The sequence below is a fragment of the Pseudomonas sp. NPDC089530 genome (genome assembly GCF_050280705.1).
Lineage (GTDB): Bacteria > Pseudomonadota > Gammaproteobacteria > Pseudomonadales > Pseudomonadaceae > Aquipseudomonas.
This window is the reverse complement of the sequence record NZ_JBNNVU010000003.1, coordinates 148,740-168,077: the sequence shown is the minus strand read 5'-3', so window position 1 is coordinate 168,077 and position 19,338 is coordinate 148,740. Positions and strand designations below refer to the sequence as shown.

General features: G+C 64.2%; 17 protein-coding genes and 1 pseudogene. 12 read left to right on the top strand and 6 right to left on the bottom strand.

Annotated elements, in window-relative coordinates; all coding sequences use genetic code 11:
- Window positions 1-79: 79 nt before the first annotated feature.
- Window positions 80-1,570, bottom strand: a complete 1,491-nt coding sequence (locus ACQKQA_RS02565) for an aldehyde dehydrogenase family protein (RefSeq protein ID WP_427553163.1) — start codon at window positions 1,568-1,570, stop codon at window positions 80-82.
- A 202-nt stretch (window positions 1,571-1,772) separates the two neighbouring features.
- Window positions 1,773-3,722 (bottom strand): amidohydrolase, encoded by a 1,950-nt coding sequence (locus tag ACQKQA_RS02560; RefSeq protein WP_427553162.1) that lies wholly within the window; start codon window positions 3,720-3,722, stop codon window positions 1,773-1,775.
- Window positions 3,723-3,935: 213 nt separating this feature from the next.
- Between ACQKQA_RS02560 and ACQKQA_RS02555 the strand changes: the two genes are divergently transcribed.
- The 3 genes from ACQKQA_RS02555 (at window position 3,936) to prfH (ending at window position 6,459) form a co-directional block, all read left to right on the top strand.
- On the top strand, window positions 3,936-4,325 hold the full coding sequence (locus ACQKQA_RS02555; protein WP_427553161.1) for an MliC family protein: 390 nt from the start codon (window positions 3,936-3,938) through the stop codon (window positions 4,323-4,325).
- A gap of 383 nt (window positions 4,326-4,708) precedes the next feature.
- Entirely contained in the window at window positions 4,709-5,842 is a 1,134-nt protein-coding gene (locus ACQKQA_RS02550) for an RNA ligase RtcB family protein (protein ID WP_427553159.1), read from the top strand.
- Window positions 5,842-6,459 (top strand): peptide chain release factor H, encoded by a 618-nt coding sequence (prfH, locus tag ACQKQA_RS02545; RefSeq protein WP_427553158.1) that lies wholly within the window; start codon window positions 5,842-5,844, stop codon window positions 6,457-6,459. Before ACQKQA_RS02550 ends, prfH begins: the two co-directional genes overlap by 1 nt.
- Window positions 6,460-6,538: 79 nt before the next feature.
- Here the strand turns inward: prfH and ACQKQA_RS02540 are convergent, their stop codons facing one another.
- The 4 genes and pseudogenes from ACQKQA_RS02540 to ACQKQA_RS02525 form a co-directional block, all read right to left on the bottom strand.
- Window positions 6,539-7,624 carry a methyl-accepting chemotaxis protein gene (locus tag ACQKQA_RS02540; RefSeq protein ID WP_427553182.1) on the bottom strand — a complete coding sequence of 362 codons (1,086 nt, stop codon included), beginning with the start codon at window positions 7,622-7,624 and terminating at the stop codon, window positions 6,539-6,541.
- A 210-nt stretch (window positions 7,625-7,834) separates the two neighbouring features.
- Window positions 7,835-8,104, bottom strand: a pseudogene (locus ACQKQA_RS02535) (PAS domain-containing protein); the annotation flags it as partial.
- Window positions 8,105-8,304: 200 nt separating this feature from the next.
- The gene (locus tag ACQKQA_RS02530; protein ID WP_427553157.1) at window positions 8,305-8,709 is read right to left on the bottom strand and encodes a DUF1090 family protein; all 405 of its coding nucleotides are present in this window, start codon (window positions 8,707-8,709) and stop codon (window positions 8,305-8,307) included.
- 129 nt (window positions 8,710-8,838) lie between these two features.
- Window positions 8,839-9,504, bottom strand: a complete 666-nt coding sequence (locus ACQKQA_RS02525; RefSeq protein ID WP_427553156.1) for an HAD family hydrolase — start codon at window positions 9,502-9,504, stop codon at window positions 8,839-8,841.
- Window positions 9,505-9,974: 470 nt separating this feature from the next.
- On the opposite strand from ACQKQA_RS02525, the gene peaA reads away from it, so the two are divergent.
- The 9 genes from peaA to darB all read left to right on the top strand — a co-directional run bounded on the left by peaA (window position 9,975) and on the right by darB (window position 19,273).
- Entirely contained in the window at window positions 9,975-11,555 is a 1,581-nt protein-coding gene (gene peaA, locus ACQKQA_RS02520) for a quinohemoprotein amine dehydrogenase subunit alpha (RefSeq protein WP_427553154.1), read from the top strand.
- A gap of 79 nt (window positions 11,556-11,634) precedes the next feature.
- A complete protein-coding gene (gene peaB, locus ACQKQA_RS02515; protein ID WP_427553152.1) occupies window positions 11,635-13,068 on the top strand; it encodes a quinohemoprotein amine dehydrogenase maturation protein in 1,434 nt (477 codons plus the stop codon).
- A gap of 1 nt (window position 13,069) precedes the next feature.
- Window positions 13,070-13,393 carry a quinohemoprotein amine dehydrogenase subunit gamma gene (qhpC, locus tag ACQKQA_RS02510; protein ID WP_075120802.1) on the top strand — a complete coding sequence of 108 codons (324 nt, stop codon included), beginning with the start codon at window positions 13,070-13,072 and terminating at the stop codon, window positions 13,391-13,393.
- A gap of 38 nt (window positions 13,394-13,431) precedes the next feature.
- Entirely contained in the window at window positions 13,432-14,559 is a 1,128-nt protein-coding gene (gene peaD / locus ACQKQA_RS02505; protein WP_427553148.1) for a quinohemoprotein amine dehydrogenase subunit beta, read from the top strand.
- Window positions 14,560-14,814: 255 nt separating this feature from the next.
- On the top strand, window positions 14,815-15,270 hold the full coding sequence (locus ACQKQA_RS02500; protein ID WP_427553146.1) for an SRPBCC family protein: 456 nt from the start codon (window positions 14,815-14,817) through the stop codon (window positions 15,268-15,270).
- Window positions 15,260-15,619: an ArsR/SmtB family transcription factor gene (locus ACQKQA_RS02495; protein WP_427553144.1), complete on the top strand. Its 360-nt coding sequence runs from the start codon at window positions 15,260-15,262 to the stop codon at window positions 15,617-15,619. Before ACQKQA_RS02500 ends, ACQKQA_RS02495 begins: the two co-directional genes overlap by 11 nt.
- A 15-nt stretch (window positions 15,620-15,634) precedes the next feature.
- Entirely contained in the window at window positions 15,635-16,453 is an 819-nt protein-coding gene (locus ACQKQA_RS02490) for an aminoglycoside phosphotransferase family protein (protein ID WP_427553143.1), read from the top strand.
- 718 nt (window positions 16,454-17,171) lie between these two features.
- Window positions 17,172-18,113 carry a 2-hexyl, 5-propylresorcinol biosynthesis aromatase DarA gene (gene darA, locus ACQKQA_RS02485; RefSeq protein WP_427553141.1) on the top strand — a complete coding sequence of 314 codons (942 nt, stop codon included), beginning with the start codon at window positions 17,172-17,174 and terminating at the stop codon, window positions 18,111-18,113.
- An 8-nt stretch (window positions 18,114-18,121) separates the two neighbouring features.
- Window positions 18,122-19,273, top strand: a complete 1,152-nt coding sequence (gene darB, locus ACQKQA_RS02480) for a beta-ketoacyl synthase DarB (RefSeq protein WP_427553138.1) — start codon at window positions 18,122-18,124, stop codon at window positions 19,271-19,273.
- The last annotated feature ends 65 nt before the right edge of the window (window positions 19,274-19,338 follow it).

Here is a 19,338-nt window from a genome sequence, read left to right as displayed (position 1 = left end):
GCGGGCAAGCCTCGCTCCTACGGAAGAATACGTTTCCCGTAGGAGCGAGGCTTGCCCGCGAGCGGCCCGGAAGTCGTGCCTACAGCTTGATCAACACCGATTTCAACTCGGTGTAATGCTCGATCGCCGCATGGCCCATCTCCCGACCGACGCCGGACAGCTTGTAGCCACCGAACGGCAGCGCCGGGTCGAGGGCACTGTGGCAGTTGACCCAGACCGAACCGGACTTGATCCGCGGGATCATCCGGTGCACCGCCGCCAGGTCGTTGGACCAGATACTCGCGCCCAGGCCATAGGGGCTGTCGTTGGCCATGCGCAAGGCATCGGCTTCGTCGTCGAAGGGGATTGCCACCAGCACCGGGCCGAAGATTTCTTCCTGCACCAACGGGTGCTGCTGGTCGACGTCGACGATCACCGTCGGCTGGACGAAATACCCCGGGCCGAACCGCTCGCCGCCACAGGCGAGGGTGGCGCCGCTTTCCCGGCCCATTTCGATGTAGCGCGAGACCCGCTCCTGCTGCCGGGCGGATATCAGCGGGCCCATGTCGACGCTGGCGTCCAGGCCGCTGCCGAGCTTCATGGCGTTGGCGATGCCGGCGATGTCGGCCACCACCCTGTCGAAATGCTTGCGCTGCACATACAACCGGGAGCCCGCGCAGCAGACCTGGCCCTGGTTGAAGAAGATCGCGCTGGCGGCGCCGGCCGCGGCGCTGGCAAGGTCGGCGTCGGCCATGACGAGGGTCGGCGACTTGCCGCCCAGCTCCAGGGTGACCCGGGTCATCGAGTCCATGGCGGTCTTGCCGATTTCCTTGCCCACCGCGGTGGAGCCGGTGAAGGTCAGCTTGTCCACCAGCGGATTGCGGGTCAGGGCTGAGCCTGCGGTGATGCCGGTGCCGGTGACCACGTTGAACACGCCGTCGGGGTAGCCGGCTTCCTGCACCAGCTCGGCGAGTTTCAGCGCGGTCAGCGGGGTTTCGTCGGCCGGCTTGAGCACCACGGTGCAGCCGGTGGCCAGGGCCGGGCCGAGCTTCCAGCAGGCCAGCAGCAGGGGGAAGTTCCAGGCGACGATGGCGCCGACCACGCCCACGGCTTCGCGGCGGATGAAACTGTGGAACTGGTCGCCCGGCATCAACGGCAGCGACACCTCGACGCTGCTGCCTTCGATCTTGGTCGCCCAGCCGGCCATGTAGCGCAGGAAGTCGATGGCCAGTTGCACGTCCATGACCTGGGCCACCGCCGCGCTCTTGCCGTTGTTCAGGCATTCCAGTTGGGCCAGCAGCTCGGCGTCGCGTTGCATCAGGTCGGCGAGTTTCCACAGCAGGTTCTGCCGCTCCCGCGGGCGGGCACGGCTCCAGAGCGAATCGTCGAAGGCTTGGCGCGCGGCGAGTACCGCGCGGTCGACATCGTCCACCGTGGCGCGCGGCACCACGCACAGTACCTCGCCGGTGGCCGGGTTGTGCAAGGGCATGGTCTGGCCGTCGGCGGCCTCGACCCATTCGGCGCCGATCAGCATGCGCGGGGCGCGCTGGATAAACGCGGTGGTGGCGGGAAGCAGGGTTGCAATAGCCATGGCAGGACCTCTTGTTAGACGTGAGGCGAGGGCTTTCGCAATGGCTGTGCCAGTTGGCCGCAAGGCCGCAATCTCGGGGGGAGGCGCCGATCGGCTGGGGCCGTGTCGGGGGAGAAATGTCGCAATCTGAGACGGGCTTGAGACGGTTGCGCGTGGCCTGGCGCCCGACCGCAGGGGCGGGCGCCAGGCCTGCGCCTGCGGGTCACTTATCGGGATTGGCGTAGACCTTGTGTCCGCCCTTCCAGGTTTCGCAGACCTTGATGTCCCGGATACTGGTGGCCGGCACGCTTTCGTCGAGGGGGTCCTGCGCCAGGATCACGAAGTCCGCGAAGTGGCCGTCCTGCAGGGACCCGGCCCAGGCTTCGGCATGACACTGCCAGGCGGCGTCGTAGGTGATGGCCTTCAAGGCTTGCTGGCGGGTCAGGCACTCGGCTTCGTTGAGGGTGGGCTGCAGCCGCGGGTCGCGGACGAATTTGCCATGGCTGTCGCGTATGCCTTCCATCTTGCGGGTCACGGCCTGCTCCATGGAGCGCAGGGGCCCCAGGGGCGTCACCGTGCAGTCGCTGTGCAGCGAGATACGCAGGTCGTGGTCCAGGGCGGACTGGCACAGGTCGAGCATGCGGTTGGCCTTGTCTTCGAAGATGGCTTTCTCGAAGGAGTAGCCCCAATAGCCGACATGGCCGATCAGGAAGCTCGGCGACAGGCCCAGGCGCTGCATGTCCTTGAGCTGGTCCGCGGTCAGCAGCGAGCAGTGTTCGATGCGGTGTCTTTTTTCCAGGCCGCTGCAGCCCTGCAGGGCGTCCTCATAGGCTTGCAGGGTGAACTGGATGGCCCGGTCGCCGTTGGCGTGGATCATCAGCGGCCAGCCGGTTTCCATGGCCAGGCGCACCGTGCTCTTGTAGGCGCCGGGCGTGGTGCTCGGGGTCGTGTCGCCGCTGTCGCAGAAGTTGAAGTTGCCCAGGGGCGGCTGCGTCTCGCAGCAGTAGGGCTGGGCCTGGTAACCCGTCAGCCCCTGGTTGGAGCCGTCGGACACCAGCTTGACCCCGCCCTGATAGAAGGTCCGGGCCTCTTCCCGGGTGGCCGGGCGGTAGGGCGGCAGCTTGCCGATGCTCTCGGCGGTGCCGTTGCAGGCGGCGGCGTAACCGATGCGCAGGTTCCTGGGGTGAGCCAGGAAATAGGCGCCCAGTACCCACTTGGATTGGGTGTCCATCATCGCGTCGTAAAGCAGGGTCACCCCGCGGCTGGAGGCTTCCTGGAAGTACTTGTAGAGGTTATGGAAGATCTTCAGCAGTTGCGGCAGGGCCTGTCTGGCTGGAATGGCGTTGATGGCGGCGGTCACGCCGGCCTCTTCCTGCATCACGCCCTGGGTGGTGGCGAGGAACTGCGCATAGTCCGGATACTGTTCGCGCAGCTTGGCGTTCTTGGGGCTGTCATAGACGGCCCGGCAGGCGGCGCTGTTCAGGTAGACGGTGTGCATGGACGCGCTGATCATCAGGATCGGGTGCTGCCGGGTGATGCTGTCCAGGTTGCCGACGTTGGCGGCGGCCGGATCGAAGTCGGGGTTGCAATGAAAGGTAATGAGTTTGTTCAGGCCGCCTTGCACCAGCTCGAAGGGCATCATGGCCGGATCGACCATGCGCCCCAGGAACCAGCTCGAACCGTCCGTGGGAAGGTTGTCCTGGATGAACAGCTTCATCCAGTTCCAGTCGTAGGGCTCCTTCCTCAGCCGCTGGTTGTCGCGCGGGTCGTCGTCGAAGGGGCCCAGGTTCCACCAGCCCTCGATGGCGCAGGACTGCACGATATGCACGTGGGGCTCGATCAGGCCGGGCAGCAGGGTCTTGCCGTTCAGCGACTGGACCTTGTAGGCGATGCCCAGGGCTTGCATGCGGGCTTCGACCCTGGCCAGGGGGCCCGAGGCGACGACGTCGCCGGCGTGGATGCCCAGGGCCTCGACCCGCTCGCTCATGTTGCCGTCGCGCAAGGGGTAGATGGTGCCGCCGGTGAAAATCACGGATTGGCCGCTCGCGTCCGCAGCCTGCTCCAGCGCGCTGGGCGTCAGGCCGGTTGGATCAAGGCTGTCCTTGAGGGTATTCCAGACGGGGTTGTGGCATCCGCATTGGGTGCAGTTGTGATCACTTCCGTTTGATCCCATGGTGCTTTCCTCTGGTTCAGGTGGTGTGGGGGCAGGTTCAGGAGCCGCGAAGGGTGTTGCGGATAGCGGGCCGGCCCGGATTGCAAGCGTAGCAGCGACTTCGAGGGTGGGAGGCGGCTCGAAGGTCGCAGCCTGGGTCGGGCCCTGCGCGGTCCGGCTTGAACTTATGGGGCGCGGATTCGTCCTACGGGGGCATTGAACAAGGAGATGTGCATGAAGCTATCAACGATTTTCGGAACCGCCGCGCTGCTGGTTCCCTTCTTCGCCCAGGCGGGCGCCACCCCGGCCGAACAGGAACAGCCGGCGTACCAGAGCAGTCTGGCCAGCTATCGCTGCGAGGGTGGGGTAGAGGTGCAGGCGGCGTACCTGAATATCGAGAACGGCGCCTCGTTCGCCACCTTGTATTACAAGGGCCAACTGATCCCGATGCATATCGCCCGCTCAGGCTCCGGTGCGCTGTACGTCGCCGACGACGAACAGAACAGCTACCGCTGGCACACCAAGGGCGATTCTGGACTGTTGAGCTTCCTGGAAGCCGACCATACGGCCAAGGAGCAGCAACTGTTGAAGGACTGCAAGGAGCAGAAGGCCGAGGAGCAGTGAGGCCAGGGGAATGAGCCCGCAGGCAGCACTTTAGGACTTGCCTGATAGAGGTCGCCAGTCAGCGGATTTATAGTCCCCGCTCCCGCCCGCAAAGGGGACACCCCGGCGCATCCGGGGTGTCGGGCGGGCTCCTTGCCCGCCACCCGCCTCAGACCCTGGCAGATAAAAAACCGGCATTGCCCGTTGCCATGATGGCCATACGCGATTAACCTGCGCGCCCCTTCCCACACTTCAGCAAAGGAGATCCACCATGAAATACCCGATCGCTCTTTGCAGGACGTGCCTGGTTTAAACGCTGTACCCGCTGTTATTCAGCGCCCCGCTTAACCCGGATCCGACCTGCCACTCCCTGACTTTATTTTTTCTCCAATCAGGAATTGGACATGGGCAATTGCATCCGCAATGTGTCGGCCGGCGTATCACTTATCGCCTCCGACAACACCTGGATCGAAGATCAAGCGATCCAGCAACTTCAAACAACGGCAAAACTTCAAGGCATGCAACGCGTGGTCGGCATGCCGGACCTGCACCCCGGCCGGGGTTATCCGGTGGGCGCGGCGTTCTTCTCCACCGAGACCCTCTACCCGGCGCTGGTAGGCAACGATATCGGCTGCGGCATGACGCTGTGGCAGACCGACATTGCCAGCGCCAGGCTGAACCTCGACAAGCTCGAAAAGAAAATCGGCAACATCGACACCGCGCTGGACGAGCACTGGCAAGAGGACCTGGCACAGCTGGGATTCTCCGCCACCGGCCACGAGCAGGCGTTGGGCACCATTGGCGGCGGCAACCACTTCGCCGAGCTGCAACAGATCGACCAGGTCCACTCCAGCGAACTCATGGAGGCGCTGCAGCTGGACCGCAAATCGCTCCTGCTGCTGGTGCACAGCGGTTCCCGCGGGCTGGGCGAGGCCATTCTGCGTCGACATATCGACCTGCATGGTCATGCCGGCATCGCGGCCGACAGCGCAGCCGGGATCGACTATCTGCAACGCCATGACCAAGCCCTGCGCTTTGCCCAAGCCAACCGGCGCCTGATCGCCGAACGCATCCTGGCGAATCTGCGGGCGCGGGGCCACGCGGCCCTGGACATCGACCACAACCTGGTCTCGCCCGCGACCGTCGACGGTGTTGCGGGCTGGATCCACCGCAAAGGCGCGACCCCTTCCGATCAGGGCGTGGTCGTCATCCCCGGCTCCCGGGGCGATTACAGCTACCTGGTGCAGCCCGTGCCACAGGCCGCCAGCCTGTACTCGCTGGCCCATGGCGCCGGTCGCAAGTGGATTCGCGGCGATTGCAAGGGGCGCCTGGCTTCCCGGTTCAGCTTCGACCAGCTCAAGCGCACGGCACTCGGCAGCCGGGTGATCTGCGAAGACCGGGTGCTGATGTACGAGGAGGCCCCCGAGGCCTACAAGAGCATCGACAGCGTGGTCGGCAGCCTGCTCGAGGCCGGCCTGATCAGGCTGATCGCTCGACTCAAGCCGGTACTGACCTACAAACGCCGGGGGTGCTGCTGATGATTCTGTTGCAGTTGTCTTCGGCCCAAGGACCGGCGGAATGTGAACTGGCGGTGGCCAAGGCCCTGCAGCGCCTCGACACAGAAGCCGAGGCGGAGCAGGTCCGGATCAGCCTCGTCGAAAGCGAGCCCGGGGCCTGTCGGGGCACGTACAAGTCGCTGTTGATCGGCCTCGACGGCGATCGGGCGGCAAGCGTGGCCAGGCGTTGGAGCGGGACGCTGCTCTGGGTCTGCAAGAGCCCGTATCGGCCGGGGCACAAACGCAAGAACTGGTTCTTCGCCGGCCAGGTCTTCACGGCGCCGGAGCGACACCAGGAAAGCCAGATCCGTTTTGAAACCCTGCGCGCCTCCGGCCCCGGCGGGCAGCATGTGAACAAGACCGATTCGGCGGTACGCGCGACCCACCTGGCCACCGGCATCAGCGTCAAGGTGCAGTCCGAACGCAGCCAGCATGACAACCGACGCATGGCACTGCTGCTGATCAATCAGCGCCTTGCCGCCATCGAGCAGGCGGCGCAGACGGACCTGCGCCTGCAACGCCGGGACTTCCACCATGGCGTCGAGCGTGGGAATCCCCAAAGGTCCTTCACAGGTGTCGGTTTCTTGCCCCAGTCCTGAACCTCGCTCCAGGAAAAACGGCGCTTACCCGGAATGGGAAAGCGCCGTTTTTTCAGGTCTGGGTGCAGCTTGGAGCGGCCTAACGGTTGAAGCGCTCCACCAGCGAATACTGGGTGGTGGCGGTCTGGATCAGTTCCTTGCTCAGTTCGGCCGAATGATGGGCCTGTTCCGAGGTCTGGTCGGCCAGTTGGGCGATGGTGCTGATATTGCGGCTGATCTCTTCGGCCACAGCGCTCTGTTCCTCGGTGGCCGCGGCGATCTGGGTGGTCATGTCGGTAATATTGGCTACCGCTTCGCTGATCCCCAGCAGCGCCTGGTCCGCCTCCAGTACCCGGGCCACACCTTCCTCGGCCTGGCGCTGGCCGTTTTCCATGCTCTGCACGGCGTTCTGCGAGGAGGTCTGCAGCTGGGTGATCAGCTCGTGGATCTGTTGGGTGGATTGCGCGGTGCGCTGGGCCAGCTGGCGCACCTCGTCGGCCACCACGGCGAAACCGCGGCCCATGTCCCCGGCGCGGGCCGCCTCGATGGCAGCGTTGAGCGCCAGCAGGTTGGTCTGGTCGGCGATGCCCTTGATCACATCCACCACGGTGCCGATTTCATCGCTGTCCCTGGCCAGTTGCGCCACGTTCTGCCCGGTTTCGCCGACCACCGCCGACAGGCGTTCGATGGCCTCGCGGGTATCGCGCGTCACTTCGCGGCCGCGGCCGGTCAACTGGTTGGCGGCCTGGGTGGCATCGGCGGTGCGCTGCACATGGCTGGCGACTTCCTGGGTGGTGGCGGCCATCTGGTTGACCGCGGCGGACACCTGCTCGGTTTCCACGCGCTGGCGGTCCAGGCCACGGGAGCTGTCGCTGGCCAGGGTATCGGAGCGGCCGGCCAGGGCATTGAGGTGTTCGGCGCTGTCCTGCAGGCGGGTCAGGCAGGTCTTCAGGCGCGCATCCTGGCTGACGAAGGCGGTTTCCAGGCAGGCCTGGGGGCCCTGGGCGTCGCTGTACATCTGCGCGATCAACGGGTCGCAGGTGGACGAATCGGCCAGCCGCAGCAGGCGCCGGGCGGCATTGCCCTGGCGTTGGCTCACCAGCAGGGCGAGGGGCACGGATACGCCGACGGCCACCGCCAGCGCCAGGGGCGGCGCCAGCCACAGGCCGCCCAGGCAACCGGCCAGGCCCGCGGTCAGCAGCGGCGCCCAGTCCAACAGGGCCGGCTGCCAGCGATGCCGGCGAGGGATGGCGGGCTGTTTGCTGTTGAGACGTTGGTAGAGGTCCTGGGCGCGGCGGATCTGTTCGGCGCTGGGTTTGACCCGCACCGACTCGTAGCCGACGATCTTGCTGCCCTCGAAAATCGGTGTGACGTAGGCGTTGACCCAGTAATGGTCACCACTTTTCGAGCGGTTCTTGACGATGCCCATCCACGGCTGGCCCTGTTTCAGCGCCGCCCACATATGGGCGAATACGGCGGGCGGGACGTCGGGATGACGCACGATATTCTGTGGAGCGCCGATCAGGTCGTCGCGATCGAAACCGCTGATTTCCACGAAGGCGTCATTGCAGTAGCTGATGACGCCACGGGCGTCGGTGGTGGAGATGAGTTTCTGATTCGACCCCAGAGCCACTTCACGTTGTGTAACGGGTTGATTGTTTCTCATTTCCAGATTGCTCCTTTTGTCCTACGAAACCCATCGGCAAATCTGGAAACAATTTTAATACATTTTTACAAAACCCCTTTTATAACAATTAGTTGCATTCACATTTGCGAAGGATTCTGAGTATTTCTCGGGCGGATTTTGCAGGTCGTTGAATCTTCTGGGAAAACTCGCGCCGGAAAACGCGCCGGCCAGGATGCGGCTCAGCCGTCGTGGGCGCCGAGGGCGTACTGCAGGACTTGCAGGGCATGGATCAGCCGGGCCTTGCGTTTGTCGATGATGCGCGGGTCGCCATAACGCTGCGCGGCGTCCAGTTCCATCTGCCGCAGCAACACCTGGTACTCGGCCTGGCGCAGGGGCGGGTTGTGTTCGAAATGCAGGCCGTCGCAGTAACGGCTGAGGGGGGCCAGCACCCGCTGCAGGCCGGCCAGTTGCTGGTACTGCGGGTCGGGCAGGAGTTTTTCCAGGCTGCGCTGGATCGCCTCGCCCCGGGCCAGGCAACTGCTGGTGGTCTCCGGCAAGGCCGGTTCGGGGGCGTCCTGGGCGTGGCTCGTACTGGCGACGAGGCCAAGCAGGGCCAGCAGAGGGAGCGAGATGAGGGCGTTCATGAAGGTCCTTGGGGCAACGGGCATGCGGGGCGCTATCTTCAAGAGCGCACGCCCGTCGAACCATCAGACAGAACTGAAAAGCCTCGGGTTATTTCTGAGTTGCCCGGCCGGGCCGGGCATGGCGCAGGATCAGCGCGGGCCGAGCATCCGCTCGATCACGGCCCACAGCCGTGGGTCGTCGAAGTCCTCGACCACCAGATGGGCGCCGGCGGCCAGCAGCGCCTCGGGGCGCTGGCTGGTGGCCAGGCCGACGGTGAAGATCCCGGCGCCGACCGCGGCGGTCAGGCCGGGGATCGAGTCCTCGAAGGCAATCCCGGCCTCGGCCCGGGCACCGAGGCATTCGAGGCCGGTGAGGTAGGGCAGCGGGTCGGGCTTGGCCCGGGGCAGCTCCTCGGCCACCAGCACGGTGGCGAACCGCTCGCGCAGGCCCAGCACCTCCAGCATGTGCTCGGCATTGGCCCGTGGCGCATTGGTCACCACGCACACGCCGATCGCTCGTTCCCGGGCGAAGTCCAGCAGGCGCAGCAGGCCCGGCATCGGCGTCAGTTGCGGCGACAGTTGGCGAAAGCGCGCCTCCTTGCGATCGGCGAAGGCCTCGTGCTCGGCCACCGAACGCTCGGGGAACAGGTAGCGGCACATGTTGGCGTTGGCCTGGCCGCTGACATGGGCCTCGAACTCTTCCTGGGTGAACACCCGGCCGTCTTCTTCGAGCAGCAATTGTTGCAGGGCCAGCAGGTGCAGTTGGTCGGTGTCGGTCAGGGTGCCGTCGAGATCGAACAGCAGGGCATTGAGCATGGCGCAGTTCCTGTCGGGCCTCGTCAGGGCCAGTGGCTGAAGCGGTTAAGCCAGGCATCGTAGCAGTTGCGGAGGGCGGTGCTACAGCATTCTCGGGGGTGTTTCGGCGATCCCGTGACCCTGAGCGGCGGTCCTTGAAAGCCGCATCGCCCGACTTGACACAGCCCGTGGCGCAGGTCGCTCTCTCCCTCGCCCTGTGCTTGGCTCTGAAGGCGCCGGCGCTGCGTCGCGTTCGTCTCAGACTGGAACAGGTGTCGCGAAATTAAACGCGGCGGGTCGGCGATTGCCAGGGAGAGGCGCCCTGGAGTCCAGGCAAGTCGTTGATAAGAAGCAGCTTTTATAAGCTGGCACGCTCCGTGTATTGCTCGCTTCAGTTGTTTCTCTTGCCTCCATGCCTGGCGCGACCGGCCATGGCCGAAACCCTAAGAACGACGCACAACAATAAGAAAGCTCCCTGGAGGGCGACCTTGATGAAGAAAAGATTCCGAGCGGGCCTGTCCAGCGGCCTGCTGGCGCTGGCGGTCTGCGCCGCCTTGCATTCCCCGCCCAGCCTGGCCGCGCGCGATGCCCAAAGCATCCTCAAGGAAACCTGCCAGGGGTGTCATACCCCGGAAGAGGGCGGGGCCCTGAGCCGCATCAGCCACCAACGCAAGACCCCGGAAGGCTGGCTGATGAGCATCGCCCGCATGCAGACCATGCACGGCCTCAAGATCGGCGACGACGATCGCCGCACCCTGGTCAAGTACCTGGCCGACACCCAGGGCCTGGCGCCGAGCGAAACCGACGGCGTGCGTTATGCCCTGGAGCGGCGCCTGAACACCGTGGAAACCTTTGACGAACAGACCAGCCAGATGTGTGGCCGCTGCCACTCCGGCGCGCGGGTCGCCCTGCAACGGCGTCCGGCCCAGGAGTGGGAGCGGCTGGTGAACTTCCACCTCGGCCAATGGCCGTCCCTGGAGTACCAGGCGCTGTCCCGCGACCGGGACTGGTTCGACCTGGCGCGCCAGGAGATGGTGCCGCTGTTGGCCAAGCGTTACCCGCTGGACAACCCGGCCTGGAAACAGTGGCTGGGCAAGGCGCCGAAAGCCGCGACCCTGGCCGGCGACTGGAGCTTCAGCGGTCACATGCCGGGCAAGGGCGAGCTGGCCGGTAGCATGAGTGTCACGGTCGGTGACGGCGACACCTTCAAGGTCAGCGTCAAGGGCCAGTATGCCGACGGCAGCCCGTTCAACGGCGAGGGCAGCGCGATCCTCTACAGCGGCTACGAATGGCGCGGCAATGTGACCATCGACGGCGTGACTCTGCGCCAGGTGTTCGCCGCCCAGGGCAATGCCTTGCAGGGGCGGATGTTCGAGGCCGAGCACGATGAGCGCGGTCTCGATTTCGTCGCCGCCAAACAGGGCGCCCAGCGTTTGCTGGCGGTGCAGCCGGGTTATGTGAAGGCCGGTAGCGAAACCGAAGTGACCCTGATCGGCAGCGGTTTGAGCGGCCAGCCAAGCTTCGGCAAAGGGGTGGAAGTCGTCGACGTGCTCGAGCAGAGCGCCGGGCGGATCAAGGTCAAGGTCAAGGCGGCGGCCAATGCCCCGGCGGGGCTGCGCGCGGTCAGCGTCGGCAGTCTGCAAGGCCCGAGCCTGGCGGTGTACAGCCAGGTCGCCGAGGTCAAGGTGGTGCCGGCCTTCGCGGTGGCGCGAATCGGCGAGGGCGGCGGTTCGACGCCCAAGGTCCAGGGCCGCTTCGACGCCGAGGCCTGGGGCAAGGGCGCCGATGGCCAGCCGTATCGCATCGGCGTGTTCCCCGCGCAGTGGAAGGTCGAGGCCTTCGACGACCGCGCCCGGGAGGACGAGGACCTCAAGTTCGCCGGCACCATGCAGGCCGACGCGGGCGTGTTCACCCCAGGCGATGCCGGGCCGAACCCGGCGCGCAAGATGTCCACCAACAATGCCGGCAACCTCAAGGTGATCGCCGCCGTCGACGATGCCGGGAAGTCCCTGACCGGCGAGGGTCACCTGATCGTCACCGTGCAACGCTGGAACAATCCACCCATTCCGTAAGGCGCACTCGGTTCTCTCAAGACACTTTCCCGGAATGACCGCAGGCCCCGCCAAAAGGGGCCGGCACAGGAGGTTTGCAATGGGCGCCATCTTGAATCTGGTCGAGCGCAACCTGCACGAAGTGCGGGTCGACGCCGACCGCATGCTGTTCCATATCCCCAGCAGTTCGCTGTTCGCCAGCGACGCCCTGACCGGCAGCATCATCGATGCCTTGCGCGGGCCGGGCTGTTCTTCCACCGACCTGATCCAGCGGCTGGGCAGCCAGTACGACGGCGAGGAAATCGTCGAGACCCTGCGCGAGCTGATCGCCCTGGAACTGGTCAGCGACGGCTCGCCGCTGACCCCGGACATCGCGCTGAAACGGGTCGAGCGCACGGCGATCAATACCGTGGTACTCAACGTCAATACCGGTTGCAACCTGAGTTGCACCTACTGCTACAAGGAAGACCTGGACAAGCCCTCGGCGGGCAAGAAGATGGACGTCGAGACGGCCATCGCCGCGGTGGAAATGCTGCTCGAGGAATCCCCCGACGAAGAGCGTTTCACCGTGGTGTTCTTCGGCGGCGAGCCGCTGAGCAACCGCCCGCTGATCGAGCACATGGTGGACTACTGCGAGAAGCGATTCGCCGCGGCCGGCAAGTCCGTCGAGTTCGTCATGACCACCAACGCCACGCTGCTCACCGAAGAGACAGTGGACTACCTCAATGCCCACCGCTTCGGGCTGTCGGTGAGCATCGACGGGCCCAAGACCGTGCACGACCGCAACCGCATCACCGTCGGCGGGCAGGGCACCTATGACGTGGTGCGGCGCAAGGCGCAGATGCTGCTGGCGCGCTACGACAGCCGCCCGGTGGGCGCGCGGGTGACCCTGACCACCGGCGTCACCGATGTGGAGACGATCTGGGATCACCTGTTCAACGAGCTGGGGTTCGCCGAGGTCGGCTTCGCCCCGGTGACCTCGGGGGATATCAGCAGTTTCAACCTCACGGGCGACGAGCTGATCGAGGTCTTCGCCAGCATGAAGCGCCTGGGCCGGCGTTATCTGGAGGCGGCCCTGGAGCAGCGCAATATCGGTTTCTCCAACCTGCACCAGCTGATCACCGATATCCACGAAGGCCACAAGAAGGCACTGCCCTGCGGCGCCGGGCTGAAGATGCTGGCGGTGGACCACAAGGGCGAGCTGAACCTGTGCCACCGCTTTACCGGCTCGTCGCTGCCGACCTTCGGCAATGTGCGCGACGGTGGGGTCAAGCAGGTGGAGCTCAACGACTTCCTGTCCCGGCGCCTGGACCGCACCAACACCGGCTGCGACAGCTGCCGCATCCGCAACCTGTGTTCCGGTGGCTGCTACCACGAAAGCTACGCCCGCTACGGCGACCCGGCGCACCCGACTTATCACTACTGCGAACTGATGCGTGACTGGGTGGACTTCGGCATCGAGGTCTACAGCCGGATCATGGCCCACAACCCTGGGTTCATCAGCCGTTACATCACCCCGCGCAAGGCTCACTGACATGAAACATCTCAAGCCGATCAATAACAAAGCCCAGCAGCTGGAACAGGCCGCCGACGAGAACCGGATCGAGGAAGTGGTGGCCATGAGTTCGGTGGCCGGTTGCGCCTCGACCACCGACCCGGGTTGGGAAATCGATGCCTTCGGCGGCGTGTCGTCGCTGTGTCAGCCGATGGAGGCCGACCTCTATGGCTGCTCCGACCCATGCTGGTGGCCGGCCCAGGTGCCGGACATGATGAGTACCTACCCCGACTGGAACAAGGACGCCCAGGCCTCCAACGAGAACTGGCGCAACCTCGGCACCGTGTTTCCCAAAGATAAATAGGCCAAAGACAAATAACCGGACAGTAGAAGGATTCCAGCATGCGATTGATCAATGCCTGCGGCCTGGCCGCTTCCGCGGTCCTGGGGGCCTGTTCCCTCGGCGTCCTGGCCGACGACAACACGGCAAACAAAGCGCTCGACCCCGGCCATGAATACATGGTCGCCACCAACTACCCGAACAACCTGCACGTGATCGACCTGGCCAGCGACAGGCTGTACAAGACCTGCAAGCTGCCCGATGCCTTCGGCCCGGGCACCGTGCAGCTGGCGCCGGACCGCAAGGTCGCCTATGTGCTGAACAACCATTACGCCGATATCTACGGCGTCGAGCTGGACAGCTGCAAGCAGGTGTTCCACGCCAGCATCACCCAGCAACCGGGGGAGAAGGCGCGCTCGATGTTCGCCTTCACCGTCAGCCACGACGGCCAGGAGCTGTACACCGTGGCCAACCCGACGCTGATGCTCAACGATCGGTATGAGGTCAAGCCGCCGCGGCTGGACGTCTATGCCACCGATGCCGGGCTGCAGGCCAGGCCCGTACGCAGCTTCCCGGCGCCCCGGCAGCTGACCATCATGCAGAGCGGCGACGACGGTACCCTGTATGTGGCCGGGGCGGATATCTACAAGGTGGACGTGAAGACCGGCAAGTTCGACGTGCTGATTCCCAGCCGCCACTGGAAACGCCCGAACTACAGCGCACCGGACGTGCTGTACGTGTGGAACCAGCAGACCTGGCGCCATGACTTCTCGCTGCTCTATACCGCGGCGAAATTCAAGGACGGCAAGCAGGACCCGGCCACCGCCGAGTACCTCTACGGCCTGTTCAGCGTCGACCTTGCGACCGGCAAGAGCGAAACCACCGACTTCGGTCCGCTGACGGAAATCTACTTCAGTGGCATGCGCTCGCCCAAGGACCCGAACCTGATGTTCGGCGTGCTCAACCGCCTGGCCAAGTACGACATCCAGCAGAAGAAACTGCTGCAATCCGCCACCCTGGATCATTCCTACTACTGCATTTCCTTCAACCGGGACGGCAGCAAGATCTACCTGGCGGGGACTTTCAATGACGTGGCGATCTTCGATGCCGACAGCCTGAAACCCCTTGGCAACATCAAGTTGCCGGGCGGGGACATGGCGATCACCACCGCCCAGGTGTTCGTGCGCTAGGTGCTGCTACCGCCATCGTGAGCAAGCTTCGCTCCTACAGACGGGCGTGAACCCCGCAACACCTGTAGGAGCGAAGCTTGCTCGCGAAAAATCCCAAGACCACCGCAGACCCGACTCCCCGACCCGCATTCCGGCACCCCGCCCCGCATTCCGGCACCCCGCCCATGACCGCATGTCCGTCTTTATCGCAAAGTGCAACTTCAAGGTTGCGCTTGTGCGAGGGCGAGCTAGGGTTCAGTACTGGAGGTGACCCCCATGAACTCATCCGATCGTATCGAAAGAAAGATCCTGCTCAAGGCACCCCGTTCCCGGGTCTGGGCCGCGCTGGCCGATGCCGAGGCCTTCGGCAGCTGGTTCGGCGTGGCGCTGGCGGGCCAGCGTTTTGTCGTCGGGCAACGCGTCCGGGGGCAGATTACCTATCCCGGGTACGAACACCTGGTCTGGGACGTCCGGGTCGAGCGGCTGGAGCCCGAATACCTGTTCGCCTTCAGCTGGCACCCTTACGCGGTGGAGCCGGATGTCGATTATTCCGGCGAGCCCAGCACCCTGGTGCAATTCGAGCTCGAAGACCTGGACGGCGGCACCTTGCTGCGGGTGGTCGAGTCGGGCTTCGACGGCATTCCCCCCGAACGGCGGCTCAAGGCGTTTCGCATGAACAGCCGTGGCTGGGATGAACAGATGAGCAATATCGAGACCTACCTTGGCCCCTGACAACCGTGCCGCCCCCCGACTGCCGATGACGGCAGCGCTGGGCGGGTCGGCCATGATCTTCGCGGCACTGGGCGACGAGACCCGTTTACGGCTCGTCGTCCTTTTGTGTGGCGGCGGCGCGCTGTCGATCAGCCAACTGACCCTGGGTACCGCCATCAGCCGCCAGGCGGTGACCAAGCACCTGCGGGTGCTGGCCCAGGCCGGCCTGGTGCGCGACGCCAAGCTGGGGCGTGAGCGCCTGTGGGCCTTCGAGCCGGCCCGGCTGGTGGAGGCCCGGCATTCCCTGGAGGTGATCAGCCAACAGTGGGATCATGCCCTGGGCCAATTACAGGCCTTTGTCGAGTCATAACCCAAAGAGTCACGGATGTTCGAGCCTTACCTGAAACGCTGGAACCTGCAGGTCGATGGCGCACCTGTGGTCACACCGGGCAGCCACCTGTTGCCGGTACGCCTGGACGACGCGCCGGCCATGCTCAAGATCGCCCTCGACGACGAGGAAAAACACGGTAACCGCCTGATGGCCTGGTGGGCCGGGGAGGGTGCCGCCCGGGTCTATGCCCAGCACGGCGACGGGCTGTTGATGGAGCGGGCCATGGGCCAGCGCTCGCTGATGCGGATGGCGCTGGCCGGCGAAGACGACGAGGTCAGTCGGATCGTCTGTGCCAGCCTGGCGCGCCTGCATGCGCCACGCCCGGCGCCCTTGCCGCCGCTGTTGGGCTTGCCGGAATGGTTCAAGGCCCTGGGGCCGGCGGCCCGGCGCGAGGGCGGGGTTTTGCGGCGTTGTCTGGCCACGGCCGACGAATTGCTGGCCACGCCGCGGGAGCAGGTGGTGCTGCACGGCGATATCCATCACGACAATGTGCTGGATTTCGAGCAGCGCGGCTGGCTGGTGATCGACCCCAAGCGGGTCATGGGCGAACGGGGTTTCGACTTCGCCAACCTGATCTGCAACCCGGACCTGCCCACCAGCAGCGATCCGCGGCGTTTCACCCGCCAGGTCGAGGTCATTGCCCGGGCCGCGGGGCTGGAACGCCGGCGCCTGCTGCAATGGGTGCTGGCCTATACCGGGTTGTCCGCCGCATGGTTCCTGGAAGATGCCGACACCGCCAGCGCGGAACACCAACTGCAGGTGGCGGAACTGGCCCTCCACGCCCTGGAAAGCCCAGGCCAGGGCGTTGGGTGAACTAAGGGCTTGCGGAAGTCAGTCTATGGCAAAAGGCTTACATGCACTGCCAGCTTTCTCGTCTGTTGCCGATTGCGCGACAGGCTTAATCTTCTCTCACCAACTGCAGCGCAGGACGCGCTCAGGGTCAAGGAAGACCGACCATTGCAAGGATTGCAACGACAGGATGTCGTAATGGTCTTGAAAAAAACCCGCTTCGGCGGGTTTTTTTTCGCCTGTGAAAAAGTCCCGGGCGCCAGCCCTCCCCGAACAACCTGCCGGCCGATCCGCAAGCCTTTCTGGATAAGGGCCACTCGCCACCAACGAATCAAGTTCCTTAGATGAAAAAAAGTTCCGATAAGAGCATGTAAGGCTGCCGGTTGGATAGGGGCGCAATACCTACCAGACTTGGTAGGTTTACAACGAGCGAGTTGCAGATAGAGTTTCAGCCAGAAGACGGGTCCTGTTCCCAGCACAGATTATTTCTATCCAGGAAGGATGTAATAAGTCTGTCACACGAGGCGGGCGTTTTCCGGTTTCGGCTCACTATCAGGTCGTTGTTCAGACTGCTGCCGTTTCGTCGTTGATCATCTTTTGTCTCTACGTTCGACTTGCAACAAGGAAGTGCACTTTTTTTCGTCGTGCCTGAAAAAAATAAAAATCGACATTCATGCTGAAGTTCATCGCACATGATCTCTGGCGTGCCTTTGTGATTATGAAGCAAAAGGTCCCCACACTTATGAAACATGTTCTAGTGGTTCGGTATTCGCAAAGCGGCCAGTTGAGCGAGGTGGTCGAAAGCCTGGTCGCGCCCTTGCGTTCGGGGCAGGAAGTCCAGATCCATGAAGTGGTGCTCAAGCCCCGCGTCGCCTATCCGTTCCCCTGGCCGGTGGGCAAGTTCTTCGACGTGTTTCCCGAGACCGTCCAACTCAGTCCGCCGGCCATCGAGCCGGTGCACACCGACCATACCGGCCCCTTCGACCTGGTGATCCTGGCGTATCAGGTGTGGTTCCTGTCGCCGTCGCCGCTGATCACCGCATTTCTCAAGAGCGCGGAGGGCAAGCGCCTGCTGGCCGGGCGTCCGGTGGTCACGGTGATCGCCTGCCGCAACATGTGGCTGATGGCCCAGGAGGTGGTCAAGCGCCTGCTGGACGAGGCCGGCGCGACGTTGCGCGACAACGTGGTGCTGACCGACCGCGCCAATACCTTCGCCACCCTGATCACCACGCCGCGCTGGATGTTCACCGGCAGCCGCGAGTCCTTCCTCGGCCTGCCCAAGGCCGGGATCAGCGCCGAGGATGTGCAGGGCGCCGCACGTTTCGGGCGGGCATTGAATGCCGCCCTGTATGCCAATAAAGAGAAAGCCGAAGGGCCGATGCTGGCAGGGCTGGGGGCGGCAACCGTCAACCCCGGATTGATACTCAGCGAGCGTGCGGCTTATAGAGGCTTCAAGTTCTGGTCGGGCATCATTTGCCGTTTCGGCAAGTATGGACAATGGCTACGGCGACTCTTGCTGTGCCTGTTCATCGTTTATCTGTTGCTGGTCATCATGACGGTTCTACCGATTTCCCTAGTGTTACGCCGTTTGCTTCAACCCATTCTCCGGGCGCGTATTGACGAATTACAGCGTTATTACGAACAACCGTCCGGTTCGCAACTAACGATTGAAAAAAAGGAGTAAATTTCATCATGAGTGAAGCGTTTGCCTATATTACGAAAACATCCACTTTCATGCCTGGCGAGGCGGTGGATAACGATACGATGGAAAGCATTCTCGGGTATGTGGGCGGGCGACCTTCACGGTCTCGGCAAGTAGTGTTGCGCAATAACGGAATCAAGCAGCGCTACTATGTTCTGGACCCGCAAACCGGTGTTCCTCGCTTCACTAACGCCCAGATCACCGCCGAGGCGATCAAGGGTCTGGTGGGCGACGGTTTTGCCCTGGATAACATGCAGTGCCTGTCCACCGGCACCACCTTGCCGGACCAACTGATGCCCAACCACGGGGTGATGGTGCACGGCGAGCTGGGCAACAAGCCTTGCGAAGTGGTGTCCACCGCCGGTATCTGCCTGGCTGGCCTCACCGCGCTGAAATACGCCTACCTGTCGGTACTCTCGGGCGCCACCGACAACGCCGTAGCCACGGCGTCCGAGGTGCTGTCGCCGGTGCTGCATGCGCGCAATTTCACCGCGGAAAACGAGGCACTGGTGGCGCAACTGGCGGCCCGTCCGGAAATCGCCTTCGAGAAAGACTTCCTGCGCTGGATGCTGTCCGACGGCGCCGGGGCCTTCCTGGTCGAGAACAAGCCACGTACCGACGGCCTGTCGCTGCGCATCGACTGGGTCGACATCTTCTCCTACGCCAACGAGCTGCCGACCTGCATGTATGCCGGCGCGGAAAAGGCCGAGGACGAAAGCCTCACCGGCTGGAAACTCCTGACCCCGGAAGACTGGGCTGCGCGCTCGATCTTCGCGATCAAGCAGGACGTGCGCCTGCTCAACGAGAACGTGGTGAAGTACACCCTGGGCCGACCGCTCCGGGAGGTGATGATCAAGCACAACCTGTCACCCGAATCCATCGACTGGTTCCTGCCGCACATGTCCTCGGAGTACTTCCGCAAGCCGATCGCCGAGTGCCTGGAAAGCAACGAAATGGCGATTCCCCAGGAGCGCTGGTACACCAACCTGTCCCAACGCGGCAACACCGGCGCGGCGTCGATCTACATCATGGTCCACGAACTGCTGGAGTCCGGTCGCCTGCACAAAGGCCAGCGCGTGCTGTGCTTCGTGCCGGAAAGCGGCCGCTTCTCCGGCGGTTTCATGCACCTGACCGCGGTCTGACGCGGCCTGGGCATGACGCAGTAACCCGGTGGCCGGCAGAGGCCGGCCACTGATTTTTCGTACGC

Coding starts and splice junctions, on each gene's coding strand:
- ACQKQA_RS02565 (WP_427553163.1), bottom strand. CDS start 1,570: ATGGCTATTGCAACCCTGCTTCCCGCCACCACCGCGTTTATCCAGCGC.
- ACQKQA_RS02560 (WP_427553162.1), bottom strand. CDS start 3,722: ATGGGATCAAACGGAAGTGATCACAACTGCACCCAATGCGGATGCCAC.
- ACQKQA_RS02555 (WP_427553161.1), top strand. CDS start 3,936: ATGAAGCTATCAACGATTTTCGGAACCGCCGCGCTGCTGGTTCCCTTC.
- ACQKQA_RS02550 (WP_427553159.1), top strand. CDS start 4,709: ATGGGCAATTGCATCCGCAATGTGTCGGCCGGCGTATCACTTATCGCC.
- prfH (WP_427553158.1), top strand. CDS start 5,842: ATGATTCTGTTGCAGTTGTCTTCGGCCCAAGGACCGGCGGAATGTGAA.
- ACQKQA_RS02530 (WP_427553157.1), bottom strand. CDS start 8,709: ATGAACGCCCTCATCTCGCTCCCTCTGCTGGCCCTGCTTGGCCTCGTC.
- ACQKQA_RS02525 (WP_427553156.1), bottom strand. CDS start 9,504: ATGCTCAATGCCCTGCTGTTCGATCTCGACGGCACCCTGACCGACACC.
- peaA (WP_427553154.1), top strand. CDS start 9,975: ATGAAGAAAAGATTCCGAGCGGGCCTGTCCAGCGGCCTGCTGGCGCTG.
- peaB (WP_427553152.1), top strand. CDS start 11,635: ATGGGCGCCATCTTGAATCTGGTCGAGCGCAACCTGCACGAAGTGCGG.
- qhpC (WP_075120802.1), top strand. CDS start 13,070: ATGAAACATCTCAAGCCGATCAATAACAAAGCCCAGCAGCTGGAACAG.
- peaD (WP_427553148.1), top strand. CDS start 13,432: ATGCGATTGATCAATGCCTGCGGCCTGGCCGCTTCCGCGGTCCTGGGG.
- ACQKQA_RS02500 (WP_427553146.1), top strand. CDS start 14,815: ATGAACTCATCCGATCGTATCGAAAGAAAGATCCTGCTCAAGGCACCC.
- ACQKQA_RS02490 (WP_427553143.1), top strand. CDS start 15,635: ATGTTCGAGCCTTACCTGAAACGCTGGAACCTGCAGGTCGATGGCGCA.
- darA (WP_427553141.1), top strand. CDS start 17,172: ATGAAACATGTTCTAGTGGTTCGGTATTCGCAAAGCGGCCAGTTGAGC.
- darB (WP_427553138.1), top strand. CDS start 18,122: ATGAGTGAAGCGTTTGCCTATATTACGAAAACATCCACTTTCATGCCT.